The organism is Candidatus Vallotiella adelgis, from assembly GCF_020541305.1.
GTDB lineage: Bacteria > Pseudomonadota > Gammaproteobacteria > Burkholderiales > Burkholderiaceae > Mycetohabitans > Mycetohabitans adelgis.
In genome coordinates this window covers 750424-770293 of record NZ_CP047396.1, presented here as the reverse complement: position 1 = coordinate 770293, position 19870 = coordinate 750424, and the positions used below count along the sequence as shown (strand labels likewise).

Annotated in this window: 13 protein-coding genes and 1 pseudogene; 9 read left to right on the top strand and 5 right to left on the bottom strand. The window is 47.2% G+C overall.

Annotated features, from left to right (window positions below; genetic code table 11):
• The first annotated feature begins 50 nt into the window (after positions 1-50).
• The 3 genes and pseudogenes from hscA to GJV44_RS02775 form a co-directional block, all read left to right on the top strand.
• Complete coding sequence (hscA, locus tag GJV44_RS02785) at positions 51-1916, top strand: Fe-S protein assembly chaperone HscA (protein WP_226806254.1); 1866 nt, start codon at positions 51-53, stop codon at positions 1914-1916.
• Between the two features lie 38 nt (positions 1917-1954).
• The gene (fdx, locus tag GJV44_RS02780; protein ID WP_226806253.1) at positions 1955-2296 is read left to right on the top strand and encodes an ISC system 2Fe-2S type ferredoxin; all 342 of its coding nucleotides are present in this window, start codon (positions 1955-1957) and stop codon (positions 2294-2296) included.
• Between the two features lie 35 nt (positions 2297-2331).
• Positions 2332-2409 (top strand): annotated as a pseudogene (locus GJV44_RS02775) (Fe-S cluster assembly protein IscX); the annotation flags it as partial.
• Between the two features lie 492 nt (positions 2410-2901).
• Here GJV44_RS02775 and lysS read toward each other — a convergent pair.
• The 4 genes from lysS to GJV44_RS02755 form a co-directional block, all read right to left on the bottom strand.
• Entirely contained in the window at positions 2902-4425 is a 1524-nt protein-coding gene (gene lysS, locus GJV44_RS02770; RefSeq protein WP_226806252.1) for a lysine--tRNA ligase, read from the bottom strand.
• An 18-nt stretch (positions 4426-4443) separates the two neighbouring features.
• Positions 4444-5548 (bottom strand): peptide chain release factor 2 gene (gene prfB / locus GJV44_RS02765; protein ID WP_226806251.1). Its coding sequence is split into 2 segments (ribosomal slippage): positions 4444-5475 and positions 5477-5548, totalling 1104 coding nucleotides; the frame shifts between segments, so codons are not numbered across the junction.
• 29 nt (positions 5549-5577) lie between these two features.
• Positions 5578-7296 (bottom strand): single-stranded-DNA-specific exonuclease RecJ, encoded by a 1719-nt coding sequence (recJ, locus tag GJV44_RS02760; RefSeq protein WP_226806250.1) that lies wholly within the window; start codon positions 7294-7296, stop codon positions 5578-5580.
• A gap of 10 nt (positions 7297-7306) precedes the next feature.
• On the bottom strand, positions 7307-8440 hold the full coding sequence (locus tag GJV44_RS02755) for a regulator (protein WP_226806249.1): 1134 nt from the start codon (positions 8438-8440) through the stop codon (positions 7307-7309).
• Between the two features lie 665 nt (positions 8441-9105).
• Between GJV44_RS02755 and GJV44_RS02750 the strand changes: the two genes are divergently transcribed.
• A complete protein-coding gene (locus GJV44_RS02750; RefSeq protein WP_226806888.1) occupies positions 9106-10359 on the top strand; it encodes a lipoprotein-releasing ABC transporter permease subunit in 1254 nt (417 codons plus the stop codon).
• Complete coding sequence (locus GJV44_RS02745) at positions 10352-11071, top strand: ABC transporter ATP-binding protein (RefSeq protein WP_226806248.1); 720 nt, start codon at positions 10352-10354, stop codon at positions 11069-11071. The genes GJV44_RS02750 and GJV44_RS02745 overlap by 8 nt, the downstream gene beginning before the upstream one ends.
• An 875-nt stretch (positions 11072-11946) precedes the next feature.
• On the opposite strand, the gene GJV44_RS02740 is transcribed toward GJV44_RS02745, so the two are convergent.
• Positions 11947-12513, bottom strand: a complete 567-nt coding sequence (locus tag GJV44_RS02740) for a thiamine phosphate synthase (RefSeq protein WP_226806247.1) — start codon at positions 12511-12513, stop codon at positions 11947-11949.
• Positions 12514-13394: 881 nt separating this feature from the next.
• Between GJV44_RS02740 and GJV44_RS02735 the strand changes: the two genes are divergently transcribed.
• The 4 genes from GJV44_RS02735 to ftsB all read left to right on the top strand — a co-directional run bounded on the left by GJV44_RS02735 (position 13395) and on the right by ftsB (position 17962).
• Complete coding sequence (locus tag GJV44_RS02735) at positions 13395-15080, top strand: CTP synthase (RefSeq protein ID WP_226806246.1); 1686 nt, start codon at positions 13395-13397, stop codon at positions 15078-15080.
• Between the two features lie 18 nt (positions 15081-15098).
• Positions 15099-15953, top strand: coding sequence for a 3-deoxy-8-phosphooctulonate synthase (kdsA, locus tag GJV44_RS02730; protein WP_226806245.1), 855 nt, complete (start codon positions 15099-15101; stop codon positions 15951-15953).
• A gap of 183 nt (positions 15954-16136) precedes the next feature.
• The gene (eno, locus tag GJV44_RS02725; RefSeq protein WP_226806243.1) at positions 16137-17420 is read left to right on the top strand and encodes a phosphopyruvate hydratase; all 1284 of its coding nucleotides are present in this window, start codon (positions 16137-16139) and stop codon (positions 17418-17420) included.
• Positions 17421-17548: 128 nt separating this feature from the next.
• Positions 17549-17962, top strand: coding sequence for a cell division protein FtsB (gene ftsB / locus GJV44_RS02720; RefSeq protein WP_226806241.1), 414 nt, complete (start codon positions 17549-17551; stop codon positions 17960-17962).
• The last annotated feature ends 1908 nt before the right edge of the window (positions 17963-19870 follow it).

Sequence of the window (19870 nt, the reverse complement as noted above, 5' to 3'; positions counted from 1 at the left end):
CGTAAGACGCAGTTTTCACGCGCCCAACATCGTACCCCACATGGATAAAGATGGCCTTACTGCAAATCTCTGAACCCGGTATAGCGCCGGCGCCATACCAGCGCCGTATCGCCATTGGTATTGACCTTGGGACGACTTACTCCCTGGTAGCCGTGGTACGCAACAATATTCCAGAGGTATTGCCTGATAGCGAGGGGAAGGCATTGCTGCCGTCTGTTGTTCGCTACCTAACTAGTGGTAAACGTAAGATCGGTTATCCAGCAAAGGAAGATGCCACTCTAGATCCGCGCAACACAATCATTTCGGTCAAGCGTTTCATGGGACGCAGAAAGGAGGATGTGCAGGGCCTGAGCAATACGCCTTATACATTCTCCGATACGCCCGGCATGATCCAACTGCAGACCGTAGATGGAGTTCATAGCCCAGTCGAGATCTCTTCAGAGATCCTTGCTACATTGCGGAAACGTGCTGAGGATACGCTTGCGGATGAAATAGTCGGTGCCGTTATTACAGTGCCCGCATATTTTGACGATGCACAGCGTCAAGCCACGAAAGATGCAGCACAGCTTGCTGGTTTAAATGTATTGCGCTTATTAAACGAACCGACTGCCGCGGCGGTTGCTTATGGGCTAGACAGTGGGGCGCAAGGGCTATACGCAGTATACGACTTGGGTGGCGGTACATTTGATTTATCGGTACTCAGGCTCACGCACGGCGTATTCGAGGTACTGTCTACAGGTGGCGACTCGACGCTTGGAGGCGATGACTTCGATCAGATCTTATATCGGCATGTACTGAAATGCGCATTGCTGAACACTCTTCCCCCGCAGGATGTACGAGCACTGCTAGATGCGGTTCGTATCGCGAAGGAAACTCTGTCAGCCGAGGACGAAGCTGTGCTCGACATTACGTTATCCAGCAGCCGACGTGTTGTGCTAACGCTCACGGAAGCGGAATTTTCAACCATAACTCAACCGTTAGTTGAACGCACGATCGCGCTCACTCGCCAGGCATTACGAAGTGCGAAGACCATGCCGCATGACTTTGACGGCATTGTGCTGGTGGGTGGCTCTACGCGTATATGTGGCGTGCGTCGTGCTGTTGAGCAGTATTTTAATCAAACACCATTGACTGATGTGGATCCAGATCAGATTGTGGCATTGGGTGCTGCAATCCAGGCTGATATGCTAGCTGGTAACCCCCGTAAAGGTGACGACTGGTTGCTTCTTGACGTAATACCACTGTCTCTTGGGTTAGAGACAATAGGTGGATTGGCAGAGAAAATTATTCCTCGGAACTCGACGATTCCTATTGCGCGGTCGCAGGATTTCACAACGTTTAAAGACGACCAAAGCGTGATCCTAATTCATGTAGTACAAGGTGAGCGTGAATTAGTTTCAGATTGTCGATCTCTCGCGCGTTTCGAGTTACGGGGCATTCCACCGATGACTGCTGGAGCCGCTCGAATCCGTGTCACATTCCAGGTGGATGCAGATGGACTATTATCTGTATCGGCTCGTGAAATGCAATCTGGCACACAAGCTGTGGTCGGCATCAAACCAGCGTACGGACTGAGTAACGACGATATTGTGCGCCTATTGGAGGATGGATTTAAAAGCGCGGAGCGCGATATGCGCGCAAGAGCATTGTGTGAAGCTCAAATCGATGCGTACCGCTTAATGGATGCAACTAATGCGGCGCTGATGTCCGACGGGGAGTTGCTTGAAGCCGCCGAACGCCCCAATGTTGATGCCATATTAAACAGGTTACGCGCTGTAGTCGACGGAAATGACGCAGACTGCATCGTCGAGGCGACGAAAACCTTAGCAGCTATAACCGACGAGTTTGCCGCTCGCCGTATAGATAAAAGTATTCGTAGTGCACTTGCTGGTTGTAATCTTGATGACATTAGTTGATCTTTGCCGTCACTATTATTTTATAGGACTATTTCTCGATGCCTCACATCGTTGTTCTGCCTCATGTTGAATTGTGCCGGGATGGAGAAATGTTTGAAGCCGAGCCCGGAAAGAGTATCTGCGATGCGTTGCTAGATGCTGGAATTGAGATTGAGCATGCGTGCGAAAAATCGTGTGCATGCACTACGTGCCATGTGATTGTGCACGAAGGATTTCATGCATTGGCACCATCCGAGGAAAATGAGGATGATTTACTAGATAGGGCCTGGGGCTTAGCAGCGACCTCTAGGCTGTCGTGTCAAGCGAAGATACCTCCAGATTCAGATCTGGTGATCGAGATTCCTCAATATTCGATTAATCATGCAAAAGAAAGCTACTGAGCAAGAAGGGGGCAGTGAAATAGACAGACACGAACGACATTGCATCTTTACTGATAGATGCTTATCCAGATATGGATCCTAAAAATATTCGTTTCATCGACCTGCATCGATAGGTCACTAAGCTCGATAGCTTTGACGATAACCCACAGCGCTCAAATGAAAAGATATCTGCGTAGTAGATATGCCCTTATTTTGCAGTGCGTTGTTTTGGTATATGTACCATCCGCTCAGTATCGCTAATATACCGCTCCTCCCGAATGCCGCTAACTATTCGCTGCATAGTGCAGTTTAGCAACGAGCTGTGTATGCGGTGAACATAGCACATATAACTTATAAAAATCTATGACTAGCTACTTCGTATCTTAAGTAAAATGACTGTCGTGAAATTTTTCTAAGCGCTAATTCTAAAAGAATAGCGTTGAGCAATTATTATTGCGATGTCTGTAAGCGGGGAATGAGGATTGCGTAGCTTGTTATTTTTTATCCCCCTCCCCGCTAAAAAGCGATTTCTAGATAAATCTAGTCTGACGGTTTATTAGATTCCATACCTTTATCGTTGCAGCGTGCCATCACCATATAAGATCAGAAATTTGCGGGCATTGGTATCAACCTTCCCCCCGAAGGTGAGGGAATAAAATTACATCACGGATGCTTGGACTGTTGGTCAGCAACATCACGAGCCGGTCGATGCCAATGCCGCATCCACCAGTGGGTGGCATACCGTATTCCAGCGCGCGAATATAGTCGGCGTCATAATACATTGCCTCTTCATCGCCGCAATTTTTCTGCTCTACTTGCCTGAGAAAGCGCGCTGCCTGGTCTTCCGGATCATTCAGTTCCGAAAAACCGTTTGCTATCTCGCGACCAGCAATGAATAACTCGAAGCGCTCAGCAATGCTGGGGACTGTGTCTGATGCTCGAGCGAGCGGTGATACTTCTACTGGATAGTCGATAATATAAGTCGGCTCCCATAGCTGTGCCTCAGTAGTTTCTTCGAACAGAGCAAGCTGCAACGCGCCCACGCTGGTGTTGCGCAACGGTACATCATTAGTATCAACGTTGAACCGGCGTAACTCGGCATATATCCAGTCACTATCAGTAAGCTGTGCATCGCTATATTGCGGCGCATACTTCTGAATTGCGTCTATGATCGTCAAGCGCTGAAATGGATGACTAAAGTCTAGTTTGCGCCCCTGATAGTATATCTCCGTCGTACTATGTGCATCGAGCATCGCTTGCTGGATCAACTGCTCAGTAAATTTCATTATCCAGCGATAGTCGGTATATGCAGCGTAGAACTCCATCATTGTGAATTCTGGATTATGGCGTGGTGAGACTCCTTCGTTACGAAAATTCCGATTGATTTCGAATACGCGGTCAAACCCGCCTACTATCAATCGTTTTAAGTATAACTCTGGAGCGATACGCAGAGACATCTGCATATCTAGCACATTGTGGTGTGTAATAAAAGGCTTGGCTGCCGCGCCGCCCGGGATTGGGTGCAGCATTGGAGTCTCGACCTCCATAAAACCAAAATTCGTCATGAACTGGCGGATCGAGGTAATCGCGCGAGTACGTACTTGGAATGTTTGACGCACTTCAGGCGTGACGATTAGATCTACATAGCGCTGCCGGTAGCGCATTTCTTGATTAGATAATCCATGAAACTTGTCTGGTAGGGGACGGATGGCCTTGGATAATAGTCGCAAACGAATGCAGCGTATTGATAGCTCTCCTCTGTTGGTCCGGAACAGAACGCCATGTGCCGCTATGATATCGCCTAGGTCCCATTTCTTGAATGCACTATAGACATTAGCACCGACATTAGTCGGTGTAATAAAAAACTGAATCTGACCAGTGCTGTCCTGAACAGTCGCGAAGCTTGCTTGACCCATGATGCGCTTCAACCTCATCCGGCCGGCAATTGATACATTTAGCTTGAGTGTTTTGATGGCATCTTTGTTGATATCTGAAAAGCGATCGTGTAAATTTGCTGCGCTATTTTCTGGGCAGAAATCGTTCGGATACGCAATGCTTTTCTGGCGAAGTGCTTTCAGTTTATCGCGGCGCTCTGCAATAATTGCATTGTCGATAACAGTCTGATTGGTATTGTGATTCTTTTCTATCATGGTCAGCTAGGCCCGTAGTTATACGCCTTGCTTCAGGCTTGCGCTCATAAAATCATCGAGGTCTCCATCGAGCACCGCTCGGGTGTTGCTAATTTCAATGTTCGTACGTAAGTCTTTCACGCGGCTTTGGTCGAGTACGTAAGAGCGAATCTGGTGTCCCCAGCCTACATTAGTTTTACTCGATTCCAGTTTGTCTTGTTCTGCCTGGAGTTTACGCATTTCCGCTTCATACAGTCGCGACTTAAGCATTGCCATTGCCTCAGCGCGGTTTCTATGCTGTGAGCGATCATTTTGACACTGCACGACAATACCTGACGGTATATGTGTGATTCGTACCGCAGAGTCGGTCTTATTGATGTGTTGGCCTCCAGCTCCAGATGCGCGGAACGTATCGATGCGCAGGTCGGCCGGATTGACCTCGATGTCGATTGACTGATCCACTTCTGGATACACGAACACCGATGAGAATGACGTATGGCGATTACCAGATGAATCAAACGGCGATTTACGTACCAGGCGGTGGATGCCAGTTTCAGTGCGCAAATAACCATAAGCATACTCACCTTTAACTTTAATAGTGGCATTTTTTATGCCAGCTACTTCACCGTCGGACTGCTCAAGTACCTCAGCCTTAAAGCCTTTACGCTCACAATAGCGAAGATATTGGCGCAAAAGCATTGATGCCCAGTCTTGTGCCTCGGTTCCACCTGCGCCGGCCTGAATGTCGATAAAGCAGTTGTTTGGATCAGCTGGATTATTGAACATGCGGCGAAATTCGATATCGGACACGCGGCGCTCTAGGGCCTGAACGTCGTACTCGCAGGTACGTTGCATATCATCATCCTGTGCCTCGTTAGCTAACTCTAGCAGCTCTTGCATATCTATCAGGTCGCCGGACAGCGACGAGATCATCTGAATAACCGACTCAAGTAGCTTTTTCTCGCGACCAAGCTTCTGCGCATGATTTGGATTACTCCAAATATCCTGGTTTTCAAGTGCTGTATTGACTTTTTGTAGTTGAGCTTGTTTAGCGTCGAAGTCAAAGATACCCCCGTAGCTCTTCCATGCGCTTTCGGAGATCGGTAATGATTGCTTCGATTGCATTTAGACGTTCTACTTCCATGGCAAACTAGCCTTATATAAAAAGATAAATTACAGTGGCTCGACATCATGGTACGCATGCTCGATGACTAACTGTACACGCGATGCACCATTCCAGGTATCACGCATAAGCCGGTAGGCAAATCGCGCCCGTTCCGGAAGTATCTCGACATGATTAAACCAAATAGCTGAATATCGAAGGCGACCACGGGCAAGCTGTAACTTCAGGTGTCGCTCCCCGACAGTTGACTGCGATAGCACGTCGAATATCCCCGAAAAAACTGGTGCCGGGAAACCTTGGCCCCATACTACGCCGTCCATCAACTGAACAAAGGATAGCGTGTGATACGTGTCTTCTAGCTCTCCGTCCGTCTCGATCTGTCGTGTGAGTGCGTCCTTGTTTAGACATTGGCGAGCTATCGCCTCAAATGCTGACGCAAAACGCGATATATTCTTAGTCCGCAGCGTAAGACCGGCGGCCATCGCGTGGCCACCAAAGTGCTCTATTAATCCAGGATCCCGCTTAGAGAGAAGGTCTAGCGCATCGCGTAAGTGAAAGCCCGGGATCGAGCGTCCAGAGCCTTTCACACACTCCCTCGACTTATCGGCTAGCGCAAACGTAATCGTTGGTCGATAGAAACGCTCTTTAAGTCGGCTGGCGACGACACCAATTACCCCCTGGTGCCACGCCGGGTTAAAGAGCGTAACAGTGGCCGCATCGCTTAAATTAAGCTTAGTAAGTCCAGCTAACGCTTGCTTATGCATTTCCACTTCGATTGCACGACGCTGTCGGTTCATTGTATTAAGTTGCTGAGCTAGCTCATTAGCACGATAAGGATCGTCGGTGACTAGGCATTCGATGCCAAGCGACATATCGGAAAGCCGCCCTCCCGCATTTAGTCGGGGTCCTAATGTAAACCCTAGGTCGAATACAGACGTATGAGCCACATTACAGGCTGCCACTCGGAAAAGTGCGGCAATACCTGGCTGCATCTTACCGTTTCGGATGCGATTCAGGCCCTGTGCAACTAGTAAGCGATTATTTGCATCTAGACGCACGACGTCAGCTACTGTGCCTAACGCGACTAAATCGAGCAAGCTGCTGAGCCTTGGCTCGGGACGATTGTTGAAAGTTCCGTGCTCGCGCAAAAGCGCGCGCAGTGCTAGTAGTACATAAAATATTACACCGACGCCAGCTAGATGCTTGCTCGGGAATGCACAGCCAGGTTGATTTGGATTAACGATTACTCGTGCAGCTGGTAGTGTATCGCCGGCTAAGTGGTGATCCGTAATCAGTACATCAATGCCCAGCTCGTTAGCAGCTGCTACGCCGTCTAAGCTGGCGATTCCGTTGTCAACAGTAAGTAGCAGGTCAGGGCAGCCGACAGGACGGTGGGCGACTAGATCCACGATGTCTGGAGTGAGTCCATGGCCGTATTTAAATCGGTTCGGCACTAGATAGTTAATGTCCGCGCCAAACAGACGTAGGCCGCGCACAGCTACCGCGCATGCAGTTGCGCCATCACAATCATAGTCGGCTACCACTAGGATCCGCCATTTCGAGACAATGGCTTGGGACAGAAGCTCAGCTGCAGCGCGGGCGCCTAATAGCTGTGCTGGCGGGAGAAGTCGCTCCATCGTGGTTTCCACGTCGGCAGGCGAACCGACGCCGCGCGATGCATATAACCTTGCAAGTACTGGATGGATGCCATGCAGCATAAGGGCATGCACGTCGTTGGATGGGCAGACTCGGGTGACAATTCGGATCATAGTCGTGAGTTCACCGCAATAAGGACGAAAATGACCGACGCCGCCAGAATTTTTTTATATCAAGGGCGCGGATAACTAGTGTAGTTGAGCCGGTGTCGCTGCACAGCGTTATCGCAAGTTGAACGAGTTCGCGGCGTTTTAATGCTACAAGTGCCGGCGAAAACCAGTCGTCTCCCAGAGCTGAGAACATAGCGCGAAAGCGAGGCCAATCCTGCTGAATAAATGGTGCGCTGAGTTGATCCAGTTCAACTAGCGTCATACCGTTGTTCAGGGTGTGGTCTGCAGCCTGAGTGGTAGCTTGTTTCCGCAATATGTCGAAAGTATCAGGTAGAGTTTCTAGCGCTGCACTGGATGAAATCGCTAGCCCACGTGTGGCTGCTGCCCGCGATAGCACGCGCTCGAAAGGTTTAGACACTGTTGTCATGCGCCCTTGAGCATAAAGCCAGAGCGAGTTAATGGCAGGTAACCCGCGTGCTTCGCGGGCTTGGTTAATCGGATGCCCAAACCAAGCCATTTGAATCTCGTTTTGCAGCTTCATCCACATACGCGGCCGGTGGCCGGTATAGGCCTCGTGCGGTAGCCAGATGTCGATGTTTCGCCCTAAAGCGCGCAGTGGTGATGCGCTAGCTAATAATCCGAGTTGCTCGCTTGATAAGTACCAACGCAGCGGCGTTGGTGCTTCCAATTTTACGCCGAGCCCCCTAATAAGGGGTCGCGCGACAGCAAGCAGCCCGGCTGCATCATTCTGCGAAAGTTGTAACATCCCAGGATCAACTAGTACAAGATGATTATGTACGACCCGCATGTGAACAGGTTCAACGCATGCCCAGACAGCATCTTGTGGATTGCCGCCGTCCGCAAGCAGCATATATGGGGCCAGCGGCACGACGTCGTTGATCTGCTGACACGGCCCAGCAAGCGCGTCAGCACGACCAACGCCAAAACATCGGGCAACCCATCGCTCATGCGGTAATGTCCGCTGAAAATCATCACCAATCACGCGTTCGACGAACGTTGCGCGTTCGACCAACTTGTCTAGAGCTGGCTTATATAGGTTATGTAGCACTAACTTTGCATGAGTTATATCTGGTAACGAAAATGGCAGCAGTAGGTGGAGGCGTAGAATAGGGTGTGTAACATGCATGATAGGGTGTATTCTATCTCAATATGCCGGTTATTATCGGCTTTGCTCTCCTATGGCATACAGCTCTCGCAAGCGCATACTTTTACACTTTACTTTTGCATGACAACCGGGATTTTCTGGGAACTCCAGCATCGAGTGGTTACTCGATATGCTATACAAGATACTCAGCAAATAATTATACGATCTGTGACAAGTCGTACTAGGCGTACCTTATCAAGTTTATATTATTATATTTTTTAAAAAATTATATTTCCTAATCGATGTTGATAGTTTTATAATTATATTAGGATATACAATATTTTTTCGTAGCTATTACTTAAATTAAGTAATAGCTACGAAAAAATATAAAAATAGAAGAATATATTAGATGTTATGTATTTAGTTACACTAAATTAGGATAGATAAAAAGTAATTAGTATTTTACTATTTATGGAAGCATATAGCGAGCTCAAGACTTATTACTGATCCTATATATCATAGGAAAAATTCAAAATACTGAAATGAAGACAATCATTTTTAGGTTGGGTATGATGGGCTAGGCAAAATCGGTGAAGTTCACTCCATGAAAGCATGCAGCGGCAAAAAATACTATGTAGCTAAACTACAGTTTTATCTGTGGTTCTGTCTAACGACGAGATGAGTTGGTATTCATATAAAGGATTAATCTGAAGATCCCTTACGAATGGCAAATTGGTTTTCGCTATACATATACTAAAAAACGTTCTTCTGGAAACGGGTTCATTTCATTTGTTTCCCTTATTTCAATGTTAGGTATCGCACTAGGCGTTGCGGCACTGATTGTCGTTCTATCGGTAATGAACGGCTTCCAGAAAGAAGTGCGAGACCGGATGTTATCAGTTCTAGCACATATCGAAATTTTCTCACCGACTGGTTCAATTCCTAATTGGCAATTGACTTCCAATGAAGCTAGCCAGAATCAGGCGGTGATCGGCGTAGCTCCGTACGTCGATGAGCAAGCACTGCTGATCCGGAAAAGAGCGGTAAACGGCGTTGCGCTGCGCGGCATTGATCCAATGCTAGAGCCTCAAGTATCTTATATAGGTACTGAAATGAAAGTGGGTCGGCTAAGTAATCTGCAACCGGGATCGTTCGGTATCATTATCGGCGCTGATCTAGCGCGCGCCCTAGGCGCGATCGTCGGCAGTAAGGTTATACTGGTAACCCCGGAGGGTATCATCACCCCGACTGGCATGTTGCCTCGGCTTAAGCAGTTCACAGTAGTTGGTGTGTTCGAGTCTGGTCATTACGGGTTTGATAGTACGCTAGCCATGGTATCAATTTCCGATGCGCAGACACTATTTCGATTGAGCACACCAAACGGTATCCGGCTCCGAATCAAGAATATGCAGCATGCGCCTGAAGTCGCGCGACAACTCGCACGTTCTCTGTCTGGCGATCTGTATATCCGCGACTGGACAAAACAAAACAAAGCTTGGTTCTCAGCCGTGCAACTCGAAAAAAAGATGATGTTTATTATCTTGACGTTGATCATAGCGGTTGCTACTTTCAACCTTGTCTCATCGCTGGTGATGACGGTTACCGACAAACAAGCTGATATTGCAATTTTGCGAACGCTTGGTGCGCATCCGAGCTCAATTATGAAAATTTTTGTGATTCAGGGTGTAACAATCGGCTTAATAGGTACTAGCATCGGCATTACGCTCGGTTGCGTGCTCGCTGTCAGTATCCCGTGGATTGTACCGTGGATTGAGAATGTATTCAGCTTTCAATTTCTACCACCGTCCATCTATTTTATAAGCAAGCTGCCTAGCGACTTAGTTGCAGCTGATGTAATCAAGATAGGCGCGATTGCATTGGTAATGTCTACGTTTTCAACACTGTATCCAAGCTGGAAGGGAGCGCGTATACGTCCAGCTGAAGCATTGCGCTATGAGTAGAGCAACGCACAAGCAGCAAACTGTATTGGTTGCGACCGGTATATCGAAGACATTTGTGCAGGGCGGCCAGCTAGTTCCAGTGATATCTCATGCGCAATTAAACGTGTATCGTGGAGAGAAGCTGGCTATCGTCGGAACTTCCGGCTCTGGCAAGAGTACGCTCCTGCATCTGCTGGGCGGACTCGATGAGCCAAGTTCAGGGTGTATTGCTCTACTTGGTAAGCCGTTTTCGAGCTTGGCAGAGCGTGAGCGCAACGATCTGCGCAATCGTGCCCTGGGTTTTGTCTATCAGTTCCACCATCTTCTGCCAGAATTTACCGCGCTAGATAATATTGCAATGCCATTGCGGATCCGCCGGATTTCGGTCAAGGATGCACGTCGAGAAGCATTATCTACGCTAGAGCGTATTGGCATCGCGTATTGCGCAGAATACCGGCCTAGCGAACTTTCTGGGGGCGAGCGGCAGCGCGTAGCGATCGCTCGAGCTCTAGTGACGCAACCTGAATGTGTGCTAGCGGATGAGCCGACAGGAAATCTCGATAGCTATACCTCGGAAACGGTATTCCAGCTGATTTTAGAGTTATCGCGGACGTTTGAGACAAGTTTTGTACTTGTTACGCACGACATTCAGTTAGCTGCGCGCTGTGACCGGGTACTTCGCCTACAAGGCGGCGTGCTGCACGATGAAAATGTTCCGCACGCGCGGCGATGACCAAACAATAGTATGATAAAGATAGCTTGGTACATACGAATTGTATTGGTTTATATGATTAGTAGTTTACTAATATTTTTATACGCCGACACATGATTATATCCGTTTTTCTGTGGATCGCAATTACGTAGCGTTAATCAGGTTTTGCATTTTGTATTGAGGCATTTCGGATGCTTGCTGTATCGCTTAGCTCTGCCACTCGGTGAGTCGTTGGCCGAGACGACGGCACAGGCTCTGTCGCTGTGTGGAACCGCAGGTTGTTTCCACACGCGCCCTTCTAGGTACAAACACGTGGCTGAGAAGGATATTCTCACAAATTTATACACTTATCGTAGGCACTGGCGTATTGCAGTAGTAACATTTATTACGTATAGATAAATATACATCTGGCTATGCGTACTCAATAGATTATAAACCCCAGTCTGTGCTATTAACGATTTTTGAATGCTTGCAAATTGTATGGATCGTCCAGATAGAGAATACTCTCGCGATTTTATAAGCTTGAGTAACCGTGTTTATTATCAGAACGATTCTGGTGCTGCGAGGCTCTGCCGCCTATATGCTGTAACTGCCAATAGACATCGGCGTATCACTGCAATATTTTTACATTCGCATGCTGTAAACATAGTAGAAATACTAATTATGAAACATTACATATCACGTATTCAGGTGACGCTCTGATTGTGTTAGCCACTATACCAATTTAGTAAATACGAGTGTATCGGGCTAGGGACGATGTATAGCATCTCTTATGCAGGGGGATAGGGACATTTTAGAGCCAGCAGTGACTTGTGTTACCTCCTGTTTATAAGAGAGGAGTGCTCGTCTATATCACATGAGCCATGTTAGTTACTCAGGCTAATAATAGTAGGAAATCAAGACCGCCAGAAGCAGCGAATACCTGCGATACCGCGCGCTCCGTATCGTTCAGCATGAGGTAATGAGTCAGTTGAAAGACCGCCTAGTGCGTAGACAGGTAGCGTCGTGCGTGAGGCTAGCGCGAAAAAGCCATCCCAGCCAAGCGGCTTGACATCGGGATGGCTAGCGGTTTTTAGAACCGGCGACAGTGTGACAAAATCGGCCTTAATAGACTTTGCCTTTTCGAGTTCTTCTATTGTGTGGCATGATGCGGCTAGCAGTTTTCCTTCTGGAAGCCCACGTTTATTATATGCCATCAGGCTTTGGCTGTCGAGATGTAGCCCGTCCGCACTCAACTGTAAGCTGATCGAGTTGTAAGTATTAAGCAATAGAACAGTATTATATTGCTGACATAGAATTAGCGCTTTCTTGGCTAAATTCATGTAATAAATAGAACTCAGATTTTTTGAGCGAAGCTGGACCAGCTTAATGCCCGAGTCTAGCGTCCGTTGTAACTGTTTAAGAAATAGAGCGGGATGCTCCGTATTACCACAATCTGGTGTTATAACATATCGTTTTAGCATTAATATCTAAAAAATAAAGGCAGCTTGTTGCTCATAGTTTATCGGAGAAACAGGAAAATCATCCTTCAAGAGGATGATGTATTGCTTGCATGCAAACAGGTATCTTATATTCATGTATCGGACGATCTTTTCTGCTAAGTTGAGCAACGACCAGGAAATACAGTGCATGAGCATGAACCACACGGCATCTGCTCTCTAGTTATATGCGACTTGTATAGCATCTAGTCCTCAGACGCTGAGCGAAGAATATCACGGAGTATAAGTAATCTATAGATACTTACTTATCAGTAATGCCCCGCGATAAAAAATAAAATTAAATCAAAGGTATAGTGACAATCAACTTGTCACTAATCAGTGTTTAGCGAATGCAGCTAATGGGCACTAGGAGCAGTTGGCTAGTACTGACAGTGCAGCACGTATTGGAGCCTAGTCATAGTAAAGCTATAGCAGTATTGAATTGCAAGTAGTCTTGCGTTCAATAAAGAAAGCGTATGCGTATGTTAGCAGATACCGCTAATTAGCGGTATCTGCTAACTAGGCCCAAAAAAACCTATGCACTAACTGCTTGAGTTGGATACTAGAGCTGAGAGCTACTGAATGTTATTTCATGTCTTAAGCGCATACTTTTGCATGGCGCACCTGAGCTGCTTGGAGTTTATGGATAATAGATATCTCATCGAGATGCGGTAAGTTTCTTTTAATGCGACATGGCGATTGTTAGCCTTCATTATGCTTAGACTCACAATGCTGATTTGTTATAGAAGAATACCTTGTCCGATGCTAGCTCAGCATCCACTAGATTATTCGAGCGGTATCAAGCAGGATGCTTAGAGAAAGTTAGGCTTTCGAGTATAATCTGGCTTTCCCGCTAGCATCCAGCGATGACTAAATACGTATTTTTTACTGGTGGTGTGGTGTCTTCTCTAGGAAAAGGCATTGCCGCCGCCTCCCTCGCTGCGATCCTTGAATCACGTGGTCTCAAGGTTATTCTACTGAAGCTTGATCCTTACATTAACGTTGATCCAGGCACTATGAGCCCGTTCCAGCACGGTGAAGTGTTTGTAACTGAGGACGGCGCCGAGACAGATTTAGATTTAGGGCACTATGAGCGCTTTATTAGCATAAAAATGCGGCGCTCTAATAATTTCACAACAGGCCAGATTTACGAGTCAGTGATTCGAAAAGAGCGCCGTGGTGAATATCTCGGTAAGACTGTCCAGGTTATTCCTCATATTACGAATGAGATTCAAGCGTTCATTGAACGTGGCGCCACATCAGCAGTATGTGGCACACCAGACGTGGCGATTGTTGAGATTGGCGGCACAGTCGGAGATATCGAATCGTTGCCGTTTTTAGAGGCAGCTCGGCAGATGGGGTTACGGCTTGGGCGTCATAATTCGTGTTTCGTACACCTGACGTTAGTACCATTCATCGCAACAGCTGGCGAGCTAAAAACTAAGCCTACGCAGCATAGCGTGCAGAAATTGCGGGAGATCGGTATCTCACCGCACGTGCTGCTATGTCGGGCCGATCGACGGATTCCAGATGATGATCGTGCCAAAATCTCACTATTCTCGAACGTGCTGCAAGATGCAGTGATCTCTGTATGGGATGTAAGCAGCATTTATAAGATACCGCAGATGTTGCACAACCAGGGTCTAGACAAAATTATCTGTCATGAGTTGAGAATTACGCCAAATCCCGCTGATCTAACGCCGTGGTCAGATCTCGTGTACCGTCTTGAGCACCCAAGGTATGAAGTTACAATCGGCATGGTTGGAAAGTATGTCGAACTCACTGAATCGTACAAATCGTTGATTGAGGCGCTTTGCCATGCGTCTCTGCATACGCTCACCCGTGTAAATATTGAGTATATCGACTCGGAGCAGATTGAGATGGAAGGTATCGACAGTCTCGTTCATCTAGATGCCATTTTAGTACCTGGCGGTTTCGGCCAGCGTGGCATAGAAGGAAAAATAAAGGCTATCCGCTACGCGCGCGAGGAAAAAGTGCCATATCTAGGAATATGCTTAGGCATGCAACTGGCAGTTATTGAATTTTCACGCCATGTTGCGAATCTACGATGGGCTAATAGCACCGAGTTTGATCCATTGACGCCGAATCCGGTCGTCGCACTGATTACCGAATGGTGCGACCGCGATGGTACTGTCGAAAAGCGGAGCGAATCATCGGACCTAGGTGGCACAATGCGACTTGGCGCGCAGCGCTGTCCGGTCAAGACGGGTACACGCGCTGAGCAGATTTACGGAAACGATGTCAACGAGCGACATCGTCATCGATACGAGGTGAATAATTATTTCGTGCCAACTCTCGAAGCTAATGGATTAATTATCAGCGCTCGCACACCGACTGAGGACTTGCCGGAGATGATGGAGTTGCGCGGGGATCTGCATCCATGGTTTGTCGGCTGCCAGTCCCACCCCGAGTTTACCTCGACGCCACGCGATGGCCATCCGCTATTTAAAGCTTACGTAGAGGCTGCGCTTGTCTATCATCAACAAGGCAAGAATAGAGAAAGTGCAAAAGTTGCACCGTGCGTCAATTAACGAAATCTGGAAGTTAACATGAAACTATGCGACTTTGAGGTCGGCCTGGATAAGCCATTCTTCTTAATCGCGGGCACTTGTGTGATTGAGTCACAGCAGATGACGCTCGACACCGCCGGCTGGCTCACCGAAATTTGTAGCACGCTACAGATTCCATTCATTTATAAGTCGTCGTACGATAAGGCTAATCGTAGTTCGGATCAGTCGTTCCGCGGAATTGGTATAGATGAAGGTCTGCGCATTCTTAGTGAAGTACGTCGCCAGATCGGTGTACCGGTGTTAACTGATGTACATACGCAAGATGAGATTCATGCAGTTGCCTCAGTCGTTGATGTCTTGCAGACACCAGCATTTCTGTGCCGACAGACTGATTTTATTCATGCAGCCGCCTGTTCTGGAAAGCCCGTCAATATCAAGAAAGGGCAATTTCTAGCACCGCATGACATGAAGAACGTGATTGATAAAGCACGTTCGGCAGCCCAAAAGTCTGGGCTGTCGCCAGACCGATTTCTTGCTTGCGAACGTGGTACTACGTTCGGTTATAACAATCTAGTCTCCGATATGCGTTCGCTCGCAATTATGCGCGAGAGCGGTGCTCCGATCGTATTCGACGCAACCCATTCAGTACAGCTGCCCGGTAGTCAAGGCACTGAGTCTGGCGGACAGCGCGAGTTCGTGCCAGTTTTGGCGCGTGCTGCTGTTGCAGTCGGCGTAGCTGGACTATTTATAGAAACGCATCCGGATCCAGCGCGGGCGAAGTCTGATGGCTTAAACACCGTACCATTACAACAGATGTATCCACTCCTGCAAACGCTAGTAACGCTTGATCGTGCGGTAAAATCTATGCCACTGGTTGAGAACAATTTCATCTAAGCCGTACGACGCAATAGGGCCAGTAACGCGCAAATACATCTTATTGTAATTCCGTGCGTCTGATGAGCAAGTATGCACTGTCAGAGCGAAGTATATGGCATGTTAGCTGGTCGGCATGCGCTTCTGCTGTTGCTACATGGACTCATCATAGTTAAAACCGATTTATCCATTCTTGGGGAAACAATGAGTATTATCGTAGATATCATCGGGCGAGAGATTCTTGATTCGCGCGGTAATCCGACTGTCGAGTGTGACGTATTACTTGAATCAGGTGCAATGGGCCGCGCAGCAGTGCCGTCTGGCGCATCGACAGGATTACTCGAAGCGATCGAATTGCGCGATGGTGAGAATAACCGATACGGTGGAAAGGGGGTACTCAAGGCAGTAAAAGAGGTAAACACCAGTATTTCTGAGGCAATCATGGGCCTAGATGCGTCGAAACAGGCCTTCCTTGATAAAACTTTAATAGAATTAGATGGCACCGAGAACAAGTCACGAATCGGCGCTAATGCGATGCTTGCTGTATCAATGGCGGTTGCGAAAGCCGCTTCCGAGGAGGCGGGATTGCCCCTATACCGCTACTTCGGTGGTTCCGGAGCAATGCAATTACCAGTGCCAATGATGAATATCGTGAACGGTGGCGCGCACGCAAATAACAGTTTGGATATCCAGGAATTCATGATCATTCCGGTAAGTCAACCGACTTTCCGGGAAGCACTGCGCTGCGGCGTTGAGGTATTCCATGCTTTAAAGAAGATTCTTTCAGACTGCAATATGAGTGTTGCGGTCGGTGACGAAGGTGGCTTTGCCCCAAACTTTAATAGCAATGTTGAGTGCCTATCAACGATTATTCAGGCAATCGAAAAAGCTGGCTATCGCGCCGGCGAAGATGTTCTGCTTGCACTAGATTGCGCAGCCAGCACATTCTACTACGATGGAAAGTATCAATTAGCCAGCGAAGGCTTGGAATTATCATCATCCGAGATTACAGACTATCTGACAACATTGGTTAATAAATTCCCAATCGTATCAATCGAAGATGGTATACATGAAAGCGATTTAGATGGTTGGAAGATTCTAACTGATAGGCTCGGAAAAAAAATCCAACTGGTTGGAGACGACTTGTTTGTGACTAATACGAATATACTAAAACAAGGTATTGAGAAGGGTATCGCGAACTCAATCTTGATTAAGATTAATCAGATCGGGACGCTGACTGAAACGTTCTCGGCTATTGAAATGGCTAAGCGTGCCAGCTATACCACTATCGTGTCGCATCGCTCTGGCGAAACCGAAGATTCAACGATCGCTGACATTGCAGTAGGTCTAAATACCGGACAGATTAAGACTGGATCGCTGTCACGTAGCGATCGGATTGCCAAGTATAATCAATTGCTGCGTATCGAAGAAGATTTAGGCGATATTGCAAGCTACGCCGGTCGCTCTGCGTTTTATAGCTTGTGTTGATGAAGCGTTACTAAACCACGCGGTAACACGACTATCAACCTGATGATAGTCTTTAATGGTGTGACTTTTGCTCCAAGCTCCAGGAGCAAAATTCCTCTAAAACTACACCTGATTAGCTGTAGCTCGTTATGCGGATCATTACCATTGTCTTTGTTGGATTAATCGCACTAATTCAGTTTCCATTATGGTGGGGTCACGGCGGCTGGCTGCATGTATACGATCTTCAGAAGCAACTCAGGGTGCAGCAGCATAAAAATAAAACGTTGAAGCTGCGAAATAAGCAAATCGCTAGTGAAGTGCAGGACCTGCGCGTCGGAACTACTGCGGTCGAGGAGCGGGCACGCTATACGATGGGGATGATTAAAGAGGGAGAGGTGTTTGTGCAGTTTGTATCACAGAATGTCTTGGCTATATCCGCGCTGGTTTCGCCGACAATAATATCTACGCATAATCATATATTAGTCCAACCGATATGCGTGGTTACAACGCACGCCCAGCTTACATATAAACCGGGCTACTCCAGATCACGTAAGATGCTTTGATTACCATTCCAGATAGCGTAGGAATGCTAAGATCATCCTAGCCATTCATGAGATGGTAATACTGATATTTTGTAATAATGCTGGCCATTGCGAGCGAGCTAAGCAATGGCCTCGCCTCAGTGTGTTTTATTGAAGTATTTACTAGACCCCAATATTCTTTTTACTGCTAATACGCTACTTCGTTAGGTTCGAGAATTTTTCGTATCCTCGCCATCTTTTTAAAGCATATAGGCACAGGTAAGCGTGTCGGTATAAGATCGCGGCAGCATGAGAACAATCCTTCGTATCAGAATACCTCGGTCAGCTGCGAGTATCTCCTAGACTTTCAGTGATAGGGTCGAGATGGAAGATCTGATTCTTTTGTTGTATTAGGATCGTTTTCACTGCGCGAAACGCGATCCTGGTATCGCCAGACTTTTTTCACCTTATATAGAATCTCGCCGCGCGTCGTCTGCTAATGTAAGCTACATAGTCACGCTGTAGCATGTTGACTATCTGTATGTTGCTTATTGATCACGCTATGTTTCGTTAGACCGTAGAACGATCATTTGATCGTGCGGACTAGCTGGGAATTTTGGTACCAATATATATAACGATGCAGCATACAGGATCATTCGGCGTAGTCGGTGGGTTAGCAATATGCTGTTGCTTAATGCGGCACACTGTTTGTCAAACGTAGCAGACTTATAGTCTAGATCCGACGGTGTGTAACTAGCATATTACTTAGTAAGTCTATTTTACCTTATTAAACTCGATATTTCCTTGAATAGCCTTCTCTGCTCGCTATAAGCAATATATTTTTGGGTGGTAAATTCTGTCAGCGCCGAACTAACGGACCATATATTTAGCACATATAGGATGTGTGAATTATTCAGAAATATCTAGCCCTCCTCCATGATCACCGAATTCATCATTACTAAGACTCAACTGCCTAGAGCGGACAGAGTCATGGATCAAAGTATTTTTCGCCTATAGATTATAGGCGCCGAAACTATGCTGTCGTGTAGCACAAACTGCTGCGGTGCACTTGTAGTCAAATCTACGTCATTTATCGACCCTTGGAGAGATCTTTGTCGCTCACTATCATTATGAGCTGCGCAGCTAATAGAAGTATGTAATCAAATACACTTACCGATTACGACGAAGTGCCATCATAGCAATTCGTATCCGCATGCGGCGGCTGCAGTCCTGTAGATAGACAGTGTCACTGATGTTGAAATTTCGTTAATATAAGCGTTGTGCACTAGAGATAGGCATAAATAAGGTAGCTGGGATGCGGATTGTATGCTAGCAGTAGTCAGCGTTAGGCGGCGCTAACTACCAGTCAAGACAAGGATATCGCTCATCTATAAAAGCGCGAAACGCTATGTATTAAATCAAGACTTAATCTTACGGCCGCACTTTATACGCTTTTCATTGATGTTAGCCGGGCGGCGCTCTATCGCCGACGTGCTTTCCTGTGACTTTTCGGAGGTTCGCTTGAAGAGATGCGCTGAGACAGATTTTGGGTTGCAGGCAGTATTTCGAATAGTATGATAGTTTTCGCACATGTTGAATGCTACACGTGTGCGCTATTGGCGCATGACACGTTCTTTATTACATGTCAGTAACTCGGTGGTAAAGCAATCGAGGTAGCGACTAGGTATATACCCTAGACTAGTACCACACATATGTGTGGGTGTCCGCTCCAATTGAGCTAGCTCTAACATAGAGCCGCTAGCTCTAACTGTTCTATGCTGTAAACTTCTAACCTACTCGGACAAACCAAAGCAGGGGCTGACGAAATAGAGGGCGAAGATCGTCGACGGCAGAGGCATTGTTCTAGTTGTCGACCGATTTGATCTATATACCTCCTGCTCTTTCGGCTATAAGAACACCGTGTTGAATGGTGGAGACGATTCGTCAGGC